General features: G+C 56.9%; 19 protein-coding genes. 10 read left to right on the top strand and 9 right to left on the bottom strand.

From position 1 onward, the window contains the following. Positions 1-163: 163 nt before the first annotated feature. Positions 164-1,702 (bottom strand): YifB family Mg chelatase-like AAA ATPase, encoded by a 1,539-nt coding sequence (locus tag HOJ95_15675; GenBank protein ID MBT6396138.1) that lies wholly within the window; start codon positions 1,700-1,702, stop codon positions 164-166. A 211-nt stretch (positions 1,703-1,913) separates the two neighbouring features. Between HOJ95_15675 and HOJ95_15670 the strand changes: the two genes are divergently transcribed. The 7 genes from HOJ95_15670 (at position 1,914) to HOJ95_15640 (ending at position 8,694) form a co-directional block, all read left to right on the top strand. Then, on the top strand, positions 1,914-2,852 hold the full coding sequence (locus tag HOJ95_15670; protein MBT6396137.1) for a dehydrogenase: 939 nt from the start codon (positions 1,914-1,916) through the stop codon (positions 2,850-2,852). Beyond that, positions 2,852-3,079, top strand: a complete 228-nt coding sequence (locus HOJ95_15665; protein ID MBT6396136.1) for a hypothetical protein — start codon at positions 2,852-2,854, stop codon at positions 3,077-3,079. Before HOJ95_15670 ends, HOJ95_15665 begins: the two co-directional genes overlap by 1 nt. Before the next feature lie 603 nt (positions 3,080-3,682). Further along, the gene (locus tag HOJ95_15660) at positions 3,683-4,561 is read left to right on the top strand and encodes a DMT family transporter (protein ID MBT6396135.1); all 879 of its coding nucleotides are present in this window, start codon (positions 3,683-3,685) and stop codon (positions 4,559-4,561) included. A gap of 124 nt (positions 4,562-4,685) precedes the next feature. Then, a complete protein-coding gene (locus HOJ95_15655; protein ID MBT6396134.1) occupies positions 4,686-5,420 on the top strand; it encodes an SDR family NAD(P)-dependent oxidoreductase in 735 nt (244 codons plus the stop codon). A 70-nt stretch (positions 5,421-5,490) separates the two neighbouring features. Continuing rightward, positions 5,491-6,762: an MFS transporter gene (locus HOJ95_15650; protein ID MBT6396133.1), complete on the top strand. Its 1,272-nt coding sequence runs from the start codon at positions 5,491-5,493 to the stop codon at positions 6,760-6,762. A 46-nt stretch (positions 6,763-6,808) separates the two neighbouring features. Then, positions 6,809-7,756: an aldo/keto reductase gene (locus HOJ95_15645; protein ID MBT6396132.1), complete on the top strand. Its 948-nt coding sequence runs from the start codon at positions 6,809-6,811 to the stop codon at positions 7,754-7,756. Between the two features lie 5 nt (positions 7,757-7,761). After that, positions 7,762-8,694: an aldo/keto reductase gene (locus HOJ95_15640; GenBank protein MBT6396131.1), complete on the top strand. Its 933-nt coding sequence runs from the start codon at positions 7,762-7,764 to the stop codon at positions 8,692-8,694. Between the two features lie 33 nt (positions 8,695-8,727). Here the strand turns inward: HOJ95_15640 and HOJ95_15635 are convergent, their stop codons facing one another. The 4 genes from HOJ95_15635 to HOJ95_15620 form a co-directional block, all read right to left on the bottom strand. Next, a complete protein-coding gene (locus tag HOJ95_15635; protein ID MBT6396130.1) occupies positions 8,728-9,096 on the bottom strand; it encodes a hypothetical protein in 369 nt (122 codons plus the stop codon). Positions 9,097-9,261: 165 nt separating this feature from the next. Further along, positions 9,262-10,452: a CoA transferase gene (locus HOJ95_15630; protein MBT6396129.1), complete on the bottom strand. Its 1,191-nt coding sequence runs from the start codon at positions 10,450-10,452 to the stop codon at positions 9,262-9,264. 19 nt (positions 10,453-10,471) lie between these two features. Further along, positions 10,472-10,903, bottom strand: coding sequence for a hypothetical protein (locus HOJ95_15625; protein MBT6396128.1), 432 nt, complete (start codon positions 10,901-10,903; stop codon positions 10,472-10,474). A gap of 9 nt (positions 10,904-10,912) precedes the next feature. Next, positions 10,913-11,377 (bottom strand): MaoC family dehydratase, encoded by a 465-nt coding sequence (locus HOJ95_15620; GenBank protein MBT6396127.1) that lies wholly within the window; start codon positions 11,375-11,377, stop codon positions 10,913-10,915. A 131-nt stretch (positions 11,378-11,508) separates the two neighbouring features. Between HOJ95_15620 and HOJ95_15615 the strand changes: the two genes are divergently transcribed. Continuing rightward, a complete protein-coding gene (locus tag HOJ95_15615) occupies positions 11,509-12,684 on the top strand; it encodes a class I SAM-dependent methyltransferase (GenBank protein ID MBT6396126.1) in 1,176 nt (391 codons plus the stop codon). Here HOJ95_15615 and HOJ95_15610 read toward each other — a convergent pair. Both HOJ95_15610 and HOJ95_15605 read right to left on the bottom strand, forming a co-directional pair. Continuing rightward, the gene (locus tag HOJ95_15610) at positions 12,681-13,841 is read right to left on the bottom strand and encodes an acyl-CoA/acyl-ACP dehydrogenase (GenBank protein MBT6396125.1); all 1,161 of its coding nucleotides are present in this window, start codon (positions 13,839-13,841) and stop codon (positions 12,681-12,683) included. The genes HOJ95_15615 and HOJ95_15610 overlap by 4 nt on opposite strands. A 12-nt stretch (positions 13,842-13,853) precedes the next feature. Next, positions 13,854-14,819 carry a D-2-hydroxyacid dehydrogenase family protein gene (locus HOJ95_15605; protein MBT6396124.1) on the bottom strand — a complete coding sequence of 322 codons (966 nt, stop codon included), beginning with the start codon at positions 14,817-14,819 and terminating at the stop codon, positions 13,854-13,856. 331 nt (positions 14,820-15,150) lie between these two features. Between HOJ95_15605 and selD the strand changes: the two genes are divergently transcribed. After that, positions 15,151-16,152: a selenide, water dikinase SelD gene (gene selD, locus HOJ95_15600; GenBank protein ID MBT6396123.1), complete on the top strand. Its 1,002-nt coding sequence runs from the start codon at positions 15,151-15,153 to the stop codon at positions 16,150-16,152. A gap of 102 nt (positions 16,153-16,254) precedes the next feature. On the opposite strand, the gene HOJ95_15595 is transcribed toward selD, so the two are convergent. Both HOJ95_15595 and HOJ95_15590 read right to left on the bottom strand, forming a co-directional pair. Then, complete coding sequence (locus tag HOJ95_15595; GenBank protein ID MBT6396122.1) at positions 16,255-16,611, bottom strand: cupin domain-containing protein; 357 nt, start codon at positions 16,609-16,611, stop codon at positions 16,255-16,257. A gap of 58 nt (positions 16,612-16,669) precedes the next feature. Continuing rightward, positions 16,670-17,203, bottom strand: coding sequence for a pentapeptide repeat-containing protein (locus HOJ95_15590; protein ID MBT6396121.1), 534 nt, complete (start codon positions 17,201-17,203; stop codon positions 16,670-16,672). Positions 17,204-17,384: 181 nt separating this feature from the next. Here HOJ95_15590 and HOJ95_15585 point away from each other — a divergent pair, with 181 nt between their 5' ends. Next, positions 17,385-17,678 (top strand): DUF1330 domain-containing protein, encoded by a 294-nt coding sequence (locus tag HOJ95_15585; protein MBT6396120.1) that lies wholly within the window; start codon positions 17,385-17,387, stop codon positions 17,676-17,678. Positions 17,679-17,727 lie beyond the last annotated feature (49 nt).

Here is a 17,727-nt window from a genome sequence, read left to right as displayed (position 1 = left end):
GACATCTACTCTCTAAGGGTGCGTAGCCCAAATACCATGAACATTATAGATGTTACTAAATTGATACCAAAGAGTATCGAGAATTCTAAATATTTCAGCCCAGAGTGCTTCAATGCCCCAGTTAGTCAGGGAAAGAAGTGACACATTTAGGTAATTGTACGCCCTAAGAATTGATCGGCCTATCGAGCTGTCGGTACTGAATCGCCTCGGCGAGGTGGGCGGGGGCGATGGCGTCCTCTCCCGCCAGATCGGCGATTGTTCGCGCCACTTTTAACACCCGGTGATAGGCCCTGGCCGAAAGACCCAGCCGCTCGACGGCCATTTCGAGCAGTTTTTCCCCCTGGGTGTCGATTTTGCAATAGCGGCTGATGAGTGCCGGGCCCATGTGGGCGTTCGAGTGAAGGGCGGGATGATCATTGAAGCGGCTTTGCTGCCTCGTGCGGGAGGCTTCGATACGCCCCCTGATTACAGCCGAACTCTCGCCGGTTTCCTCTCCTGAAAGTTCTTTCCACTCGACCCTGGGCACCCCGATGTGAATGTCGATGCGGTCAAGGAGCGGCCCTGAGATGCGCGAGCGGTAGCGAGCAATTTGCTTGGGGGTGCAGGTGCAGGGCCTTGCCGAATCGCCCCAATGCCCGCAGGGGCAAGGGTTCATTGCGGCGGCAAGCATGAAGCGGGCGGGAAATGAGAGGCTCGCAAGTGCCCGGCTGATGGTGATGTGGCCCTCCTCTAGCGGGCCGCGTAGGGTTTCGAGCACATTTTTTTTGTATTCGGGAAGCTCATCCAGAAAGAGCACGCCGTTGTGGGCAAGCGATGCCTCACCGGGGAGCGGGATGGTACCTCCCCCGACCATGCCGGCGTCGGAAATGGTGTGGTGCGGGGCACGGAAGGGTCGTTTGGTGACGAGTGACCGACCCGGCCCAAGTTTTCCGAGTACGCTCCAAACCTGGCTTGTCTCGATGGACTCCTCTAAAGATAGGCGGGGGAGGATGGTTGGCAGCCGTCTGGCGAGCATGCTCTTTCCGCTTCCCGGGGGGCCCAGCATCAACAGGTTGTGCCCGCCCGCCGCCGCCACCTCTATAGCCCGCTTGGCGTGGCGCTGTCCCCGGATGTCGCTGAAATCCTCCACCCCGTCAGGGGGGGAATTTAAATGCGGTTGCCCACCGCTCTCAGGCTCAATTGTGAGCTCTCCTTTTAAGTATCCCACCACCTGGGGAAGAGTGTGAGCCGGAATTATCGCCAGATTGTCTACAACCGCTGCCTCGCGAGCATTTTCGACCGGGAGGATAAGCCCGCCCAGGCCGCGCTGCTTGGCGAGGACGGCCACACTCAACGCCCCTCGTACGGGCCTCAGAGTACCGTCCAGCGCCAACTCGCCAAGGAACATGAGACGGGTGTTTTCATTTTTCTCCTCGCGGATGGCGCCTGTCGCTCGAAGCAGGGCGAGTGCAATCGGGAGATCAAAGGCACTTCCCTCTTTGCGAACGTCGGCGGGAGAGAGGCTCACGGTGATGCGCCCGAGCGGGTAGCGAAAGCCTGTGTTAGAGATAGCGGCACGTATGCGCTCCTTGCTTTCTTTGACCGCCGTATCCGGCAGCCCGACGGTGGCATAGGCGGGCAACCCGGTGGCGAGGTCCACTTCTACATCGACCGGATAGGCATCTACGCCCAAAACGGCCGCCGACGTTGTTTTTGCGAGCATGGCGTTGCCTCCTCGAAGATTAATAGCCCAAGTCCCATGGCGAATGTAAGACGAACAATATAGCAAAATTAAAGCGAAGATCAAGTCCGCCTATATATCGATAATTATTGGCCTAATAGGTTGGGTGAGAAGCTAGAAAAAGGGACATGAGGAGAGGTACTCTTCGGTTTGTCCTAATCATCTGTTCACACCCGAAAAGGAGTGATTTGAAGTGGCGAAAGTTCTTGTGATCGATTCAAAGATGTCGAAAATAAAACCGGACTGGCTAGGGCCTGGCTATGAAGTTGTCCAACCCAAAGGCTATGAGGACGCGGATATACTACGCGAGCTTTCAGGGATTGCCGGCTTCTTTACTGCGTTTCGACCGGTGCCTGCAGAACTGATTGAGGCGGCCCCTGATCTCAAGGTGGTGGCGAGACCCGGCGCGGGAGTGGACAATATTGATATTAATGCGGCCACCCGCTGCGGGGTCATGGTCTGCAACGTCACTGGCGTTAGAGGCCGCTCGCTGGCCGAGCACGCTTTTTTCATGATGCTCTACATCTCGCGAAATGCCTGGATGAAGGATGACCAGGAAACTTGGCTAGCGACGCCGCCTATTCAGCTCACCGGCAAAACGCTGGGCGTCGTCGGCCTTGGCGACATCGGCGGGAACATCGTGAAGATAGGCCATGGTTTCGGGATGAATATTCTGGTCAATACAAGAACGCCCGATCCGGGGCGGGTGCCGGGTGTTGATGTCGAATTCGTTTCGTTCGATGAGATGTGTCCTCGTGCCGATTTCATTGTGCTGGCGATGCCGCTTGTACCCGAGACGGAGGGGCTTGTTCGGAGCGAGACGCTTGGAAAAATGAAAAAGAGTGCCGTTGTCGTCAACCTCTCTCGGGGGCAGGCTATCGTCACCGACGATCTGCTTGAGGCCATTCAGGCAGGGCGAATTGCCGGGGCGGGTCTCGATGTAACCGACCCCGAGCCCCTGCCCGATGGGCATCCTTTATTTTCGATTCCCCAGGTGCTCATCAGCCCGCACAACGGCTCAAGAACCTCCGAGACCACGGCTGCGGCCATGGGGCGGTCAGCCGACAACATCCGAAAAGCGATAGAGGGCTTGAGACCAATGGGCTTGGTCAACACCGAGGTGCTTGGCTAGTGGCGCCCGATGCCATTCGAAGGACACCCTGGTTCGCCTATTTCCCTGATCATTACGCCTGGTCGTTCCATATTGCCATCACGCTCTCGCGCGTGGCGGCGGGTGCAGCGGACACCGCCGAGGTGTTCGAGGTCTGCCGCCGGGTGTCGAGAAGGGTGGGTGATAACAAGCTTTGGTTCCGTGAATGGGGTGCGGATGGGGGATCGTCTCCGTGCGATGGCGTTTAGCGATGCGCGGCGGGCAGTGTCCGAACCGCTGCCACGGGCGATCAACTCGCCTGGGTGTTTAACGAGAAAACCCCCAAGGCGATTATCGACTGGACCCATTGGTGTGGGCTCTCAAAGGCCGAGGATGTTTGAAAAATGCTTGAAATATTTTCGAATCTTCTCTGTGATTTAGCCATGTAGCACAAGGTCAGACGAGGGGCTCCTAATCCCATCTTGGGCAAGGAAAAGCGGTTTTTGCCCGAATGGAAAAGACTTTATCGAAGATTTTTCGGGTCGCTTTATCGCGGGGATTGACGCCGATGGCCGACCTCGTAGCATAGAGGGATGTGATCGGCGCGTGAAGAAACTCCGCCGTGCGCTTGGGAGTCTTTCGCCCGCCGCCGCCCGAAAAGTTGCCACCGGAAATTTTCGCCGTCTTATAAAAGTGGGTCTTAATAAACGATCTGTTCCTTAAGTATACTCCGGTTTGAGTTTGTTCCTCGCGTTACTCTCCTTTCAATCTGCCGCCTGTTTAGATTTCCCCCGAAACCGGATAAAATTCCGTATACATACCAACATTGAAATTTGATTTGGAATTTTGATCAGATGATCTGAGAGATGGCAATGCTAGAGACAATACACCCCAACCTCCTGGCGTTGACCGGGGCATTGTGCTCGGCTATTGCCCGCATGTTCTACAAAAGCGCCCTGAGTCATCTGAGCCCGACATTTGTCACCGTTTTGGTGAATTTTATCTCCGTCTTGTTCGCGGCCCTTTTCTATTTTCTCGGAGACGGCGTCTCAGATTGGCCCATCGAGGGGCTCCTTTGGTTTGCTTTTGTGGGGCTCGTCGGCAGTCTCTTCGGGCGCTATATGAGTTTACTGTCGATACGCCTGACGGGCGTAGCCCGGGCAACGATCGTGATGCAAACGGTGCTCATTTGGTCGACAGCCATCGCCATCATCTTTCTTGGAGAACGCTTGAGCGTCGGGGTGGCTGCCGGGTCCTTGTTGATCATGTTTGGGGGCGTTCTCCTCGTTTATGAAAAAGAAGAGGTGCGAAAGAGGATTCCCCTGGTCTACTATCTGGCGCCGCTGCTGGCCGCTTTTAGTTTGGCGTTCACTTTCTTGCTCCGCCGTTACGGGCTGCTCCTGATTCCCTCCTCCCCCTTGGGGATGGGAGTATCCAACTTGACGGCTCTCGTCGCTTTGTCCGCTGCCCTTCCGTTCACCGATGGGGGTATGCCGGACACCCGGGAGACGCGGGGATTTCTCATCGCGGCCCTGGGCGGCGTTTTTAACGCCGGGGCCGTACTGTGTTTCTGGACGGCGGTGCAGACGGGCAAGGTGGTGGAGGTGGTTCCCATCAATCGCCTGTCCGTTCTTTTCGTGATTCTTTTTTCGTGGCTTTTTTTTCAGCGGCAGGAGCTTATCTCACTGCGCGTGGTACTTGGCGGGCTTCTCTCCGTGGCGGGAGCTTATGTTATCGTCGTGGGACATTAAGCCGGGCCGGTTTAGAATAGCGGTGATGAAACTTTTCCTATCGGACAATCGCTATCGCCCGTTAGCCCGGTATTTACGGAATCCGGATAAAAGACTGAATTCATTATGATAACGGAGATTCGATATGGATGCTGAACTGGAGGGAAAAGCTTGTCTCGTAACGGGCGCGAGCCGGGGCATTGGGCGCGCCTGCGCAATTTTTCTTGCGAGGCAGGGATGCCCGGTGGCGGTGAATTACCGCGAGCGCGAGAAGGAGGCTGAGGAAACCTGCAGGACAATCGAGTCAGAGGGGGGGCGGGCACTTCCGTTTCAGGCCGATGTTTCTCAAACGGAGGAGGTCGAGGCCCTCGTTGCGAGTGTGAGGGATAAGTTTGGGCCCGTTTACGTCCTAGTTAACAATGCTGGAATTGCCCCGATGCGCGCGCCCGATGAACTGACTGAGGAAATCTGGGACGAGACGATAGCCGTGAATTTGAAATCCACCTTTCTCGTGACGCAGGCGGCCCTTCCCAATATGCGCAAGGCCAAATGGGGTCGGGTCATAAACGTATCCTCGAACGCCGCTTTCACAGGCGGGCGAGTGGGGCCGCACTATGCCTCGTCCAAGGCGGGAATGAACGGTCTCACCCACTCCTATTCGAGTTTTTATGCCAAAGAGGGTATTACGTTTAACTCGCTCGCCCCGGCGGGCATCTGGACCGATATGATTGAAAACGACTTGAAAATAAAGGAGCCCTATGCCCCGGTGCGCCGATTCGGGCACGTGGACGAGGTGGCCGAGGCCGCCGTGATGTTCGCCCGGTGCGGCTTCATCACGGGCCAAACCCTCCTCATCAACGGCGGAGTTCACATGTCCTGAGTTTCCATGCGTTGCGGTTTAGTCAGGGGCAAAGAGCACAGAATTGAACTGGAGAATCGGCCAGGTTCTAATGAGAAAACGACTAGCTGACTTGCTGATAAAATCGGTGAATGTTCGCGAGGATGAGGTTCGCGCGCTACTCCTCTCGTTCGCGTATTTCTTCTGCCTTCTTTGCGGCTACTATATTTTGCGGCCGCTCAGGGAGGAGATGGGTGTCGCCGGTGGAGTTCGCAATCTACCTTGGCTCTTTACGGGAACCTTCCTCGTCATGCTGGCGGCGATTCCGGCTTTCGGGTCGGCGGTGGCGCGCTTTCCGAGGCGAAAGCTTGTCCCGTTTATTTACCGATTTTTCATCGTCAACATTCTACTCTTCTATCTGTTGTTCTCCCTTGGTGCGGGGCGGGTCTATCTGGCGCGCGCGTTTTTCATTTGGGTGAGTGTCTATAACCTGTTCGTGGTCTCGGTTTTCTGGAGTTTTATGGCCGATATTTTCGAGAGCACGCAGGGAAAGCGCCTCTTTGGCTTCATTGCGGCGGGCGGCACCGTTGGCGCGCTCCTGGGCCCAGCGATCACAACTTTTCTTGCCGTGCCGCTCGGGCCGATTAATCTTTTGCCCATTTCGGCGCTCTTCCTTGAGTTGGCCGTGCAGTGCATTCGGCGGCTTCTTCAATCGCCAGGGGTGAAGAATAGCGCCGCCGCCCCAGTTGAGAATGCAATTGGCGGGGGTGTTTTCGCCGGGGCGATAGGGGTATTTCGCTCGCCCTATCTCCTGGGAATTTGCGTATATATCTTGCTGTTCACAACAACCTCGACCTTCGTCTACTTTCAGCAGGCCCATATCGTCTCGGCGGCGTTCGATTCTCCGGCCGAGCGCACACGTGTGTTCGCCCTGATCAATCTCATTGTCGGTTTGCTCACGCTTGGGGTGCAATGGTTCGTCACTGGCCGGTTTATGGCTCGCTTCGGGGTCGGTCGGTCGGCGGCGTTTTTGCCGTTGGTGGTGGCGGCAGGATTCCTTGCTCTTGCGGTATCGCCTGTGCTCGCCGTTCTCATCGCGTTTCAGTCGATTCGCCGGGCCTCGAACTTCGCTATCTCAAAGCCCGCGCGGGAGGTGCTCTTCACGGTGGTTGGACGCGAGGAAAAATACAAGTCCAAAAATTTCATTGATACTGTGGTCTATCGGGGCGGGGACGCGGTTAGCGGCTGGGCCTATGCCGCCCTCTCGGGCCTCGGTCTGGGATTGTCTGGTATCGCCGTGGTAAGTGTGCCGCTGGCGCTCGGGTGGGCCTGGGTGGCGCTGGCGCTCGGGAAAAAACAGGAAAAGCTGGCCGATAGCGGCTAGAATTTAATTGTTCAACTTCGCCGTCAATCATGGGAGAGTGGACTCTATGAAAAAAGACAATTCGCTGGGACTGAATTTCACACGTGGTGAATTTTTCCGTCTGGCCGCCGGGGCGGGTGCAGCGTTGGCTCTGGGCACGGATGCCGGGGCGGCGGGGCCCCAACTGATGCGGACGATTCCGTCGAGCGGGGAGAAAATCCCCGCCGTCGGGCTGGGGACAGCCCACACCTTTAACGTTGAGCGCGATGCGTCACTTGTTAATCCCCGACGAGAGGTTGTTCGCCTCTTTTTTCGCGAGGGCGGCAAGGTGATCGATACCTCGCCCTCCTATGGTGCCTCCGAGGCGCTGGCGGGTGATTTGGTTCGAGATGCCGGGGCGGGGGATCGCGCATTCGTTGCCACCAAAATTTCAACCTGGGGCGGGCGTGAGGCAGGCGTCGAGCAAGTAAACGAATCCATGAAACGATTTCGCCGAAAAAAGATTGACCTTGAGCAGGTTCATAATCTCAAGGACACCGCGATACACCTCAAAACGCTCCGCAAATTGAAGGATGCGGGCCGCGTGCGCTACATCGGCGTTACCAACCACCGCCCCTCGTCCTTTGGGGACATCGCGGCCCTCATCAAAAAAGAGCCTATCGATTTCGTACAGATTCAATACAACATCCAGGTGCGAGTCGCCGAGAAAATGCTGCTTCCTCTCTGCGCGGACAAAGGGGTGGCGGTGATGGTGAATCTTCCCTACGCACGGGCCCGGCTGTTCCGAGCCGTCAAAGGAAAGGGGAAGCCCGAGTGGCTTAAAGAGTTTGGCGCCGATAGCTGGGGCCAGTTCTTTTTAAAATACATCCTTTCGAACCCGGCTGTGACGGTGATTATCCCGGCCACCCGGAAGCCCAAGCACCTGCTCGACAATATGGGGGCGGGGCGCGGGCCTCTTCCCGATGCCGCCGGGAGGGCGAAAATGCTCAAGCACTGGAAGCAAATCACAGCCTAAAGGAGATGAAGATGGGAGATAAGCGGAGCCTGACCCGTGCAGAATTTTTCCGCTTGGCTGCGGGTGTGGGTGCATCGCTGGCGCTAGGTGCGGATGCCGAGGCGGCGGGACCACAGCTTTGGCGGAAAATTCCATCGAGCGGAGAGAAAATTCCCGCCCTCGGGCTGGGGACGGCGCGCACTTTCGATGTGAGACTCTCCCCGGCCCTGCTCGCGCCAAGAAGAGAGGTGGTTCGCCTATTCTTTAAGGAGGGAGGCACGCTCATCGACTCATCGCCCATGTATGGCGAGGCCGAGCGCGTGACGGGCCACTTGCTCTCGGAGCTTGGTCTTCATTCAAAGTCATTTCTCGCCACGAAAGTGTGGACTAAGGGAAGGGAGGCCGGGGCCGCCCAGATGCGCGAATCGATGCGCCTATTGGGTGCCAAGAAGATTGATCTCATGCAGGTGCATAACCTCTCGGACACCGCGACCCAGCTTCGCACCCTGCGCGAATGGAAAAGTAAGGGCCTCATTCGCTACATCGGCATTACCCACTACGGCACGCACGCATTTGATGAGATGAGTGAATGGATAAAACGCGGGTCTATCGATTTTGTTCAGTTTCCCTTTTCCATTGCCGTGAGAGACGCCGAAAAACGGTTCATGCCTTTTTGCGCGGACAATGGGGTGGCCACCCTGGTGAACCGACCTTATGAGAAGGGTGGTCTTTTCCGCGCCGTGAGGGGCCGAAAATTGCCGAAGTGGGCCAGCGAATTTGGCGCTGCGAGTTGGGGGCAGTTCTTTCTTAAGTACATTTTATCAAATCCGGCGACGACCAGCGTCATTCCAGCCACGCGAAAACCTAAGCACCTGCTCGACAACATGGGTGCAGGAAGGGGGGCGCTGCCCGATGCACGAATGCGGCAAAAGATGGTGCGTCTATGGAAGAATGTTTAGGGAAGGGCTTTCGATGAATAACTTGTTGGGGGCTTAATCCCGAAACTGACCGTCTCTTCCGACCTCCGGAAATGCTGCTTTTAGCGCCTCTTTGAAACTCGATTGAAAATTTGGCGGCACTTCGAGAGACATTCCGGTCGTCCAGGTGGGAGTTTCTTCGTCATTTTCCTCCACGCGCACCACGGTCATTCGGCAACTCTCGAATACATTGTTCAGGATATCAACTTCGCAATCGATGACCTCGCCTAAATCTGGTTTATCGTGAAGCAGGACGCTGAAGCCGCCCAGGCTGACATCCATCGGCTCAAGCAGCACTTCTGAATGTGTGGGCGCATCAATCAGAACCACGAAAGCGGCGTTGGGCTGGCGGGATGAAATTCGTTTGTTCGAACTATCTACCATGACAGTTCCTGTATGATTAAGAGACTCTCAATAATCTGAAATTATAACAAAAATGAAAGCAAGAAAGCACTCTTTTCCTGTTTATTTAGGATAAATACATCTGTTTTTGTTCGCTTTTACAGATGAGATTTTTTATTAAGATTGCTTGTATTTACGGTAGGGGCTCTAGGTGGTTTTCACCACGCCTGAGTCGAGAAGGGCTTTAATTTTGTCGTCTTCATAGCCCAGAATATTTTTTAATATCTCCTCAGTGTGCTCGCCCAGGGTAGGCGGAGGAGCTGGGTCCGGGTTTCGCGGCAGCGTAAGGTCGCGTATGGGGTTGCCGACGACGCGCACCCTTCCTGAGCCCGGGTAGTCGAACTCGCGGATCATCTCGCGAGCCTCGACCTGCTCGTTTTCAAGCGCACGGTCGAGTTTGTTTACGGGTGCGGCGGGGATGCCCGCCTCATCGAAGATGACGAGCCAGTCTTCAGCAGATTTTTCGAGTAAAACTTTTTCCATCACCGGAAGCAGCACATCCTTATTTTCGTGGCGAAGCTTGTTGGTGAGAAAACGCGGGTCCTCGCCATACTCGGGAATTCCCATTGCATCGCACATGCTCTTATAAAATCGGTCCTCGCGCGGGGAAAGAACAATGTAGCCCGTCGCGGTGGGGAAGGCCTGATAGGGGACCATGTATTCGTGTGCGTTGCCCGGTGGCTCCGGGAGGTCGCCCTTGTTGAGATACATGGTCGAGATGTAGCCGAGCATGACAAGCTGCACGTCGAACATGGGCACTTCGAGGTGGACGGGGCTGTGTCCTTTGGCCTTTGCCAGAAGGCCCACCATGCAGGCGATGGCCTGATAAAGCGCAGATGAAATGTCGGCCGCAGGGGTGCCTGCCCGTGCGGGGGGACGCCCCGGCTCACCGGTGATGGACATATGTCCGCTCATCGCCACCTCGACCAGGTCGAAAGCCGGTTTGTCGCGCCAAGGACCCTCATTGCCGTAGCCGCTCGATTCAACGTAGACGATCTCGGGGTTGTGCTCCTTCATCTGCTCGATGCCGAGGCCCAGCCGATCCATTGCACCGGGGCGAAAGTTTGTCAGTACGGCGTCAGATACTTTCACAAGTTCGAAAAATATTTTTTTCCCCTCTTCCGACTTGAGATCAATCGAAAGACTTTTCTTGCCTCGATTAAATGTAAGATGAATGCTAGACACATCACCGACACCGGCAATACTGGGGTTGCGGCCCAGGTCGCCGTTTGGAGATTCTATTTTGATGACTTCGGCACCCATGTCGGCGAGAATCAGGCCGCCGATGGTGCCGGCGATGACTTGTCCCAGGTCCAGTATGCGATAGCCTTCGAGCATGTGAGTCTCTTTCCTGAAATTATAAGGCCGGCGCCGCTATGGCGTGGCTTTTAATAAGTGTATCGCCGTTCTGGGAGAGGGCCTCTGCCTCAATTTCGACGAGCCGCTCGCCTCCCTCCTCAAATTGGCGGACAACTTTTGCCGTACAATTCACCATGTCGCCAGGCCAGGCTTGTGCCGAGAAGCGAATTCGAAAAGTGCGGAGCGCTCCGGGGCCTACCCATTCGGAAATTACGCGGCCCAAATAGCCTCCCTGGAGCATACCGGGGGCAAATATTTTGTCGAAGCCCGCGCGAATGGCGTAAATTTCATCGTGATGATTCGGGTTGAAGTCGCCGTTCGCCCCGGCGAAGCGGACAAAATCTGTCCGGGTGAGTGGGCCGATTGTCACCTTGCGCTCGGCCCCCTCGGCAAGATCTTCCCATTTCGCGTAAGCAAAAAGCTCCGGCACTTTACTCTCCTAGTCTTTCGGTGGTGCGGCGGTTTCGATGAGCGTGCGTCGAGCCACCTGAACAAGCTCTCCTGTCTTGTCCGTGAACCTGGTCTCTATCACAACGAAGGTCATTTTTCCGCCGCGCCGACCTTCCTTCTCCTTGGTCGAGATTATGACATTTCGACCTCTGATGGTCATTCCGGCGACTAGTGGCTTGTGGTACTCGAACTCTTGCTCGCCGTGTAGCCGCCTCTTGGGGTCATAGCCCAAGTGGGGCATCGGATCATTTCCATCATTTTCGTGCCAGAACTGGCGGGTGAACGTGGGCGGGGCCAGTAGATCGCTGTAGCCCGCCGCTTGCGCTGCCTCAACGTTCGTGTGCACCGGGTCATTATAGCCCAGCACCATGGCAAATTCGCGGATCTTGCTGCGATCAACCTCGATCTCAAACTCGGGAAACTCTCTTTTAAGAACCGCTGGATCAAGGGGCATTCATCGTTCTCCCGTGAGGAACCACCCTCGATGCACTCGCGGGTGATATGTTCAGGTGGCTTACTAGTTATCCGATCCGGCTGGAGATATCAATCGTCCGGGGCTTGTAGCGTGAATACAGGAATTTCATTATGACGCGAATCATCAATGCAAATGAGGTGGCCAGGGGTCTTCGGTTCAAATCCGAAATCAAAAAGGATATTCGCCTGCCGCGCTATCCGGGATGGCTACTCGTTGTGATGCGGCTTCGCTACTACGTCCCGGCGCTGGTTGCCTGGTTGTCCGTCGGTGCGATTTTCGGTGCGGGGCCGCTGTGGTGGGCGGTGCTCATGGCGATTTTCGTCCTCCACTGGGCGGCGCACCGCGCTGTTCGGCGGAAAGCGTATCATGGGGAACTGGGAAAGCTTCGGGAGATATGCGGCACCGGCAGGGCTCCGATCGAATCCTATTATCGCCGCGAGCGCGAGGAGGCCCCGATCGTGAACCCGGTGCCGGATCGTGAACGATCTTTTGGAGATCATCTGGTTTCCGAGACCGATCCCATACACCAAATGCGCAAAATACATGCGCGCAGGATTTTAAAAGAGCTCGTCCGCCCAAACGCCCGCTCCGCCGATGTAGGCTGCCTGGCCGGGGATATCAGTGAGGAGCATATCCAAGCGGGCTGCACGGCCTTTTTGTTTGATCTGGATCTGGAATCCCTGCACCTGGCGCAATCAAGAACCGGCCGCCCGGCGGCACGGGCCGATGTGGGCAGATTCCCTTCCCGCCCCGGTGCGTTTGATTTCATTTCTCTATTCGAGGTGATCGAACATGTGGCCGACCCAATGGCGGCCATCCGCGAGTTGGCGGATGCACTCGCTCCCGGCGGGCGCATGGTGTTGAGCACCGACAACGCGGGGTTCCTCTTGGGGGTCCATCTTCTGAACCCGCTGATACTGCTCGAGCGCATAGCCGGGCTGTATCTTCCCTCACTCCTTCCGCCCCGGAACCTGGTGAAGACGGATTTGCCAATGGGCAAGGAGTATCCCCACGTAAGTTTCACCTCGGCGCATATCCGCTCGCTGATCGGTGAGGCGGGGCTGAAGATTATTTGGATGAAAAGCTACTATTTTCTGCCGGGGATGCACCGCCCGGCGGCGCGGCTATTTCCTTCATGGACGGACGCCGATTACGCGCGTTTCGCGTTGCCTCTCGAATTCGCCCTTCAGAAGATCCCGATTATCTCCTGCCTGGGGACGCACTGGGTTGTCGCCTGCGAGAAACCGAAAGAGAAATCGAAGATAAGTCCGGGGTCGGGGCCCTAGAGCCCGAGCGCCTTGGCGATGATATTGCGCTGAATTTCGCTCGTGCCCGCGCCGATGGTGGCGAGCCTGGCATCGCGGTAGTGGCGCTCCATCGGAAACTCCGCGCTGTAGCCGTAGGCGCCCATTACCTGAACGCCCAGATCGGACACCTTTTTATACGCCTCGCCAGCAAAAAGTTTGAGTGTGGCGGCCTCGATGCGGCCATGCTTGCCTTGAGAGACCAGCCACGCGAAGCGGTAGACCTGAAGCCGTGCCGTATCCACAAGGGTGTGCATTTCGGTGAGCATGTGGCTCACCGCCTGGAATTTTCCGATGGGGCGGCCAAATTGTATGCGCTCCTTGGCGTGGTCGAGGGCGAGCTTGAGCGCCGCCGCCGCTGCCCCGGTCCGCGCGGCCGAGAGGCAGAGCCGCTCGGTCGTGATGTATTCCATGAGCCCCTGCCAGCCCTCGCCAATCGGGCCCAGGGCTTCTGTCTCGCTTGCCTCGACGCCGTCGTAATGGACCTCGCAGGTGCCCATGGCCCGATGCCCGAGGAGAGGCAGTTTTTTCCATTGAATCCCCTCGCGGTCGGCGGGAACGATGAAGTTGGTGATGCCCTCGTGCTTGTCACCTGAGTTGTCGGTGCGCACGGCGACGAGGATGTGTGTCGCAATTGGCATGCCCGAGGTGAAATTTTTTGTGCCCGTGATGCGGAAGGTGTCGCCCTCGCGGTCGGCTCCGCCCTCGCGGTCGGCGCGGGTGATGATGGCCGCCGCGTCCGAGCCTGCGTCGGGTTCGGTGAGGCTAAAGGCGAAAAAGGCATCCCCGCGCACCGCCGCCGGGACGAATTCTTTTTTTTGTGCCTCTGTGCCGCTCATCAAAATGGCCTCGCAGCCGTAGCAAACGTTGCGGAAGATCATGGTGGCCAGATCGAGATAGTGCATCCCAGCCGTTTCGAGGACGACGGCGAGGTCGAGCGCGTCGCCTCCCATGCCCCCGTATTCTTCGGGAACGGAAACGCCGATCCAGCCATCTTTCGCCATTGCCGCGTAGGCCTCGACCGGCGCCTCGCCCTTTGCGTCGCATTCCATCGCGTACTCTGGCGGGCAAACACGGCTTAAAAGCTCGTGAAGGGTGCTGCGCATTAATTCCTGTTTTTCCGAGAAGGCAAAATCCATTTTTTTCTCCGGCTATTTCAAAACTTCGGGGTTGATAACGTCAATCGGGTTTCCTTCGGCGAAGGCCACGACCCGGTCGAAGGCGCCGCCGACATATTGCTCCATCGACTCATTGGAGACATAGCCAAGATGGGGCGAGCAAAGACAGTTGTCCAGCTTAAGCAGGGGGTGGTTCCCGTTAAGGACGGGCTCATCCTCGTAGACATCGACCGCCGCGCTTCCTGGGCGCCCGGCCTTGAGGGCGGCCTCAAGCGCACCCTCCTCGACGAGACCCGCCCGGCTCGTGTTGACGAAAAGGGCGGAGGGCTTCATTCGGCCCAAGTCACCTGCGGTGATGATCCCCCGTGCGTCGGGCAGGAGGGGGATGTGGATGCTCACGACGTCGGAGGTCTCGAAAAACGCCTCGCGGCTGGCCGCCATTTTAAATCCATCGGCCTCGGCGCGCTCCCGGCTGCCCTCTCTGCCCCAGGCCAAGATATTCATTCCGAAAGCGGCGCCGACCTTGGCGACGATGTTGCCGATGCCGCCGTAGGCGTAGATGCCAAGTGTCTTACCGGTGAGGCGGGTGCCGTAGGTGGTCTGCCAGCGGCCCTCTTTCATGTTCTGCACCTCGGTGGGGATGTTCCGCGAGGCGGCGAGAATCAGCCCCCAGCAGAGCTCGGCGGTGACGTTTTTGTTTCCTCCGCCCGCAGCGACGACGATACCCCGGCGCGTGCAGGCCTCAAGGGGGATATGTCTCGCCCCGCGTGCTGTCTGGGCAATTAGTTTCAGGTTGGGGAGTTTTTCCAAAATCTCATCGGAAATAGGCGTTCGCTCCCGGATAAGAACCACGGCCTCGGCGTCTTTATAGCGCTCGGCGATGGCGTCCACCCCCTTCACCGTGTCGTTGTGAATGGTGACATCGTGGCCAGCCATCTTCGAGAAACACGCAAGGCCTCTTATGCCGTCCTGATAATCGTCGGATATGACTACTTTCATCGAAGTATCCTTCTAATTAGGTTGAATGGCGTAAATTTTTACCCTTATAGGGGTATTTTCCGCCTCTGCGGTGCAAATTGATGTTGTTTCAGGCACCCAATATGAACCCGCTCGGCGGTGGTTTCAAGCATGGGGAAGTGTTTTGCACACGTCTTTAAAGCCAAAGCCCATCCATGGTATAAGCCGGTTGGGAGTTTCGTATTCATGGCTCCTTCGGGGAGCAAGGGAGATAACAGTGGCTACTAGTTCAGAGAACAAGGTTCTGCTGACCAGCCTGGTTAAGGCGGGCGGCTGAGGCTCGAAACTGGGTCCGGAGGACCTGCGAGAGGCATTGAGCGGTTTTGAGCCGTTCACCGATCCCAATCTACTCTATGGCACGAATGCCGGGGACGACACGGGCGTTTATAAGCTGCGCGAGGATTTGGCCCTCGTCCAGACGGTGGATTTCTTCACGCCGATTGTGGACGACCCGTATGACTTTGGTCGCATTGCGGCGGCAAACGCGCTGAGCGATTGCTTCACGATGGGGGCCAAGCCTGTTACGGCGCTCAATCTGGTGGCTTTTCCATGCGACCTGGGGCTCGATGTCCTGGGCCGAGTGATGGCGGGCGGGGCCGATGTTGTGCGTGAGGCAGGCGCAGTCATCATCGGCGGGCACAGCGTGGACGACCCCGAGCCCAAGTACGGCCTCTCCGTCACGGGCACGGTCGATCCGCGTGAAATGATCACCAACCAGGGCGCCAAGGTGGGCGACAAGATCATCCTCACCAAAAAAATTGGCACCGGAATCGTCACCAACGTCACCAAGGCGGTAAACCCGATTGTTCAGGCGGCGAGAAGTATTTTTGGCAACAGCGGCAAGCTTAAAGAAGGCGTATATGAGGAGGCGATTGCCTCGATGTGTTTCCTCAACCGTGCGGCAGGCGAAATCATGGCGCGCGGGGGGGCACATGCCTCAACCGATATCACGGGTTTTGGCTTGGTCGGTCACCTTCACAATGTCATGGAGGCGAGCGGGGTGCGGGCAAATGTTCGTTTCGGGGATGTGCCCCAGTTCGAGGATTTGCTGCCGCACGCGATGGTGGGAACGGCAGGTGGCGGGGATCGCAACCGTGAGTGGACGAAGGGTTTCGTCGAGCCCGGCCCGGGTGTGAGTGAGGAGATGGTCGCGATTCTGAACGACGCGCAGACCTCGGGTGGTATTTTGATGACGGTGGCGGCTGATCGGGCTGAGGGGATTCTTGGAGAATTGCACGCAGCAGGCGTCACGGCGGCGGGAATCATTGGCGAGGTCATCGACGGCCCCTCCGGCACCGTCGAGGTGGTTGCCTGAGTAAAATATTTTTCACGAGTAGAATTTCACGCAAATAAAATGCCCACTCGGTTTTTTGAGAAACTCGGGTGGGCGTTTTTTATCTGGACACCTTCGTTTGGCTTAGCTCCCTTGCTTTCTTTGGGCCGCTAATTCGGTGCTGAGAATGGGCTGATAAACCTCGTAGAGATATCCCGTCTCCTCGCTGAGGAGAAGGACGTTGTGCGGGACGCCGGGCTCGACGTAAATCACATCGCCTGGGCCGACGCGGCGGGTTTCATCGCCCGCCGTCATTTCCCACTCACCCTCCTGAATGAGAAAGAACTGCTCTAATTCGGGGTGATCGTGGAGCGGGGCCGGATCGCCGCCAGGCTCAACGGTGAGGCGCTGGACCTGGACATTTTTTCCGAACAGGCGGCGGTGGGTGACGCCGGGGCGGTTTGCCTCGGCAGGTACCTCGTCCCAGTTAGTGAATGTCATCACGTGCCTCCATCGCTGCACTTTTCTTTGAGCATACCCACCGACCAACTGCGGCGGTCTAGCGGACGCATTTCCCCACAGAGCCTTTTTTGCATTTTTTGCCGTCTATCCAGGTGGCGTCTCGAAGGCGGGCGCTGCGGAGCTTGGCTTTTTTCATTTTCGCACCCTGGAGCTTGCTGCTCACCATCATGGCCCTGCGGAGGTTTGCGCCGCGGAATTGAGCGCCCTGCATGTCGGCGAAGCGAAGAACGGCGCGCCGCAAGTCGGCGCCGGTGAAATTGACCTTTTTAAGGTTCGCATAGCGGAAGTTGGTTTCAAGAAGAAGGGCGTCCGTGAGGTTTGCTCCCTCAAGATTGGCGCGCCAGAAAACAGCCTTTTGAAGATCTGCGCCAGATAGATTCGCCCCCCTGAGGTCTGCCTTGTAGAAGCTTGCTTTTTTGCCGCGCAGTTTGACGCCGCTCAAGTCACAATTTGGGCATTTTTTCGTTTTCTTGAAGCGCTCAAAATCCGCTTCGTTGTATGCCGATGCAGAAGTGGCCAGAGCCAGTGTGGCTATTAGCGTGGCGGCGAGTATGGGAATTATTGTTTTCATGATTGCTCCCCCTATGACGACAGCGGCTTTTCCCGATTCATCTTATAGGTTATTTTAGCCCCGGTTCCTGATAATTGCACCTTGTGGCAACAAGCTCGGCGGGCTTCCCGGAGCGGGGCCCCCGGAGCGGCAGCGCGATTTTGGAAAAAAGTCCTGATTCCCTTATTAAAAGGAGATAGAAATGAGTGCATTCGTGGTAGTCCATGTAACGGTAAAGGATCCGGAAAAATTCAAAGCCTATGGCCAGGGGGCCCAGCCCACGGTTGCGGCCCATGGCGGCGAGTTCATTCTGCGCGGCAAGGTGGCCGACGTGTTCCAGGGGGAGCATGCCTATAAGCAGGCTGTGGTTATCAAGTTTCCCGATCAGGCCGCAGCGAAGGGTTGGTACAATTCGCCCGAATATCAGGCACAGATACCGAACCGCAATGAGGCGGCCGACATGGTGTTCATCAGCTTTGATGAGCCCCCTGCGTAGGTCCTGTAGATAATAAAGTAATTCCCCCTTCGCCGGGATGCACTCCCGG

The sequence above is a fragment of the Nitrospinaceae bacterium genome, assembly GCA_018669005.1.
In the GTDB taxonomy this organism is placed as follows: Bacteria; UBA8248; UBA8248; order UBA8248; family UBA8248; genus UBA8248.
Note: the sequence above shows the minus strand (reverse complement) of the source record. Positions and strands in the feature narration are given on the sequence as shown.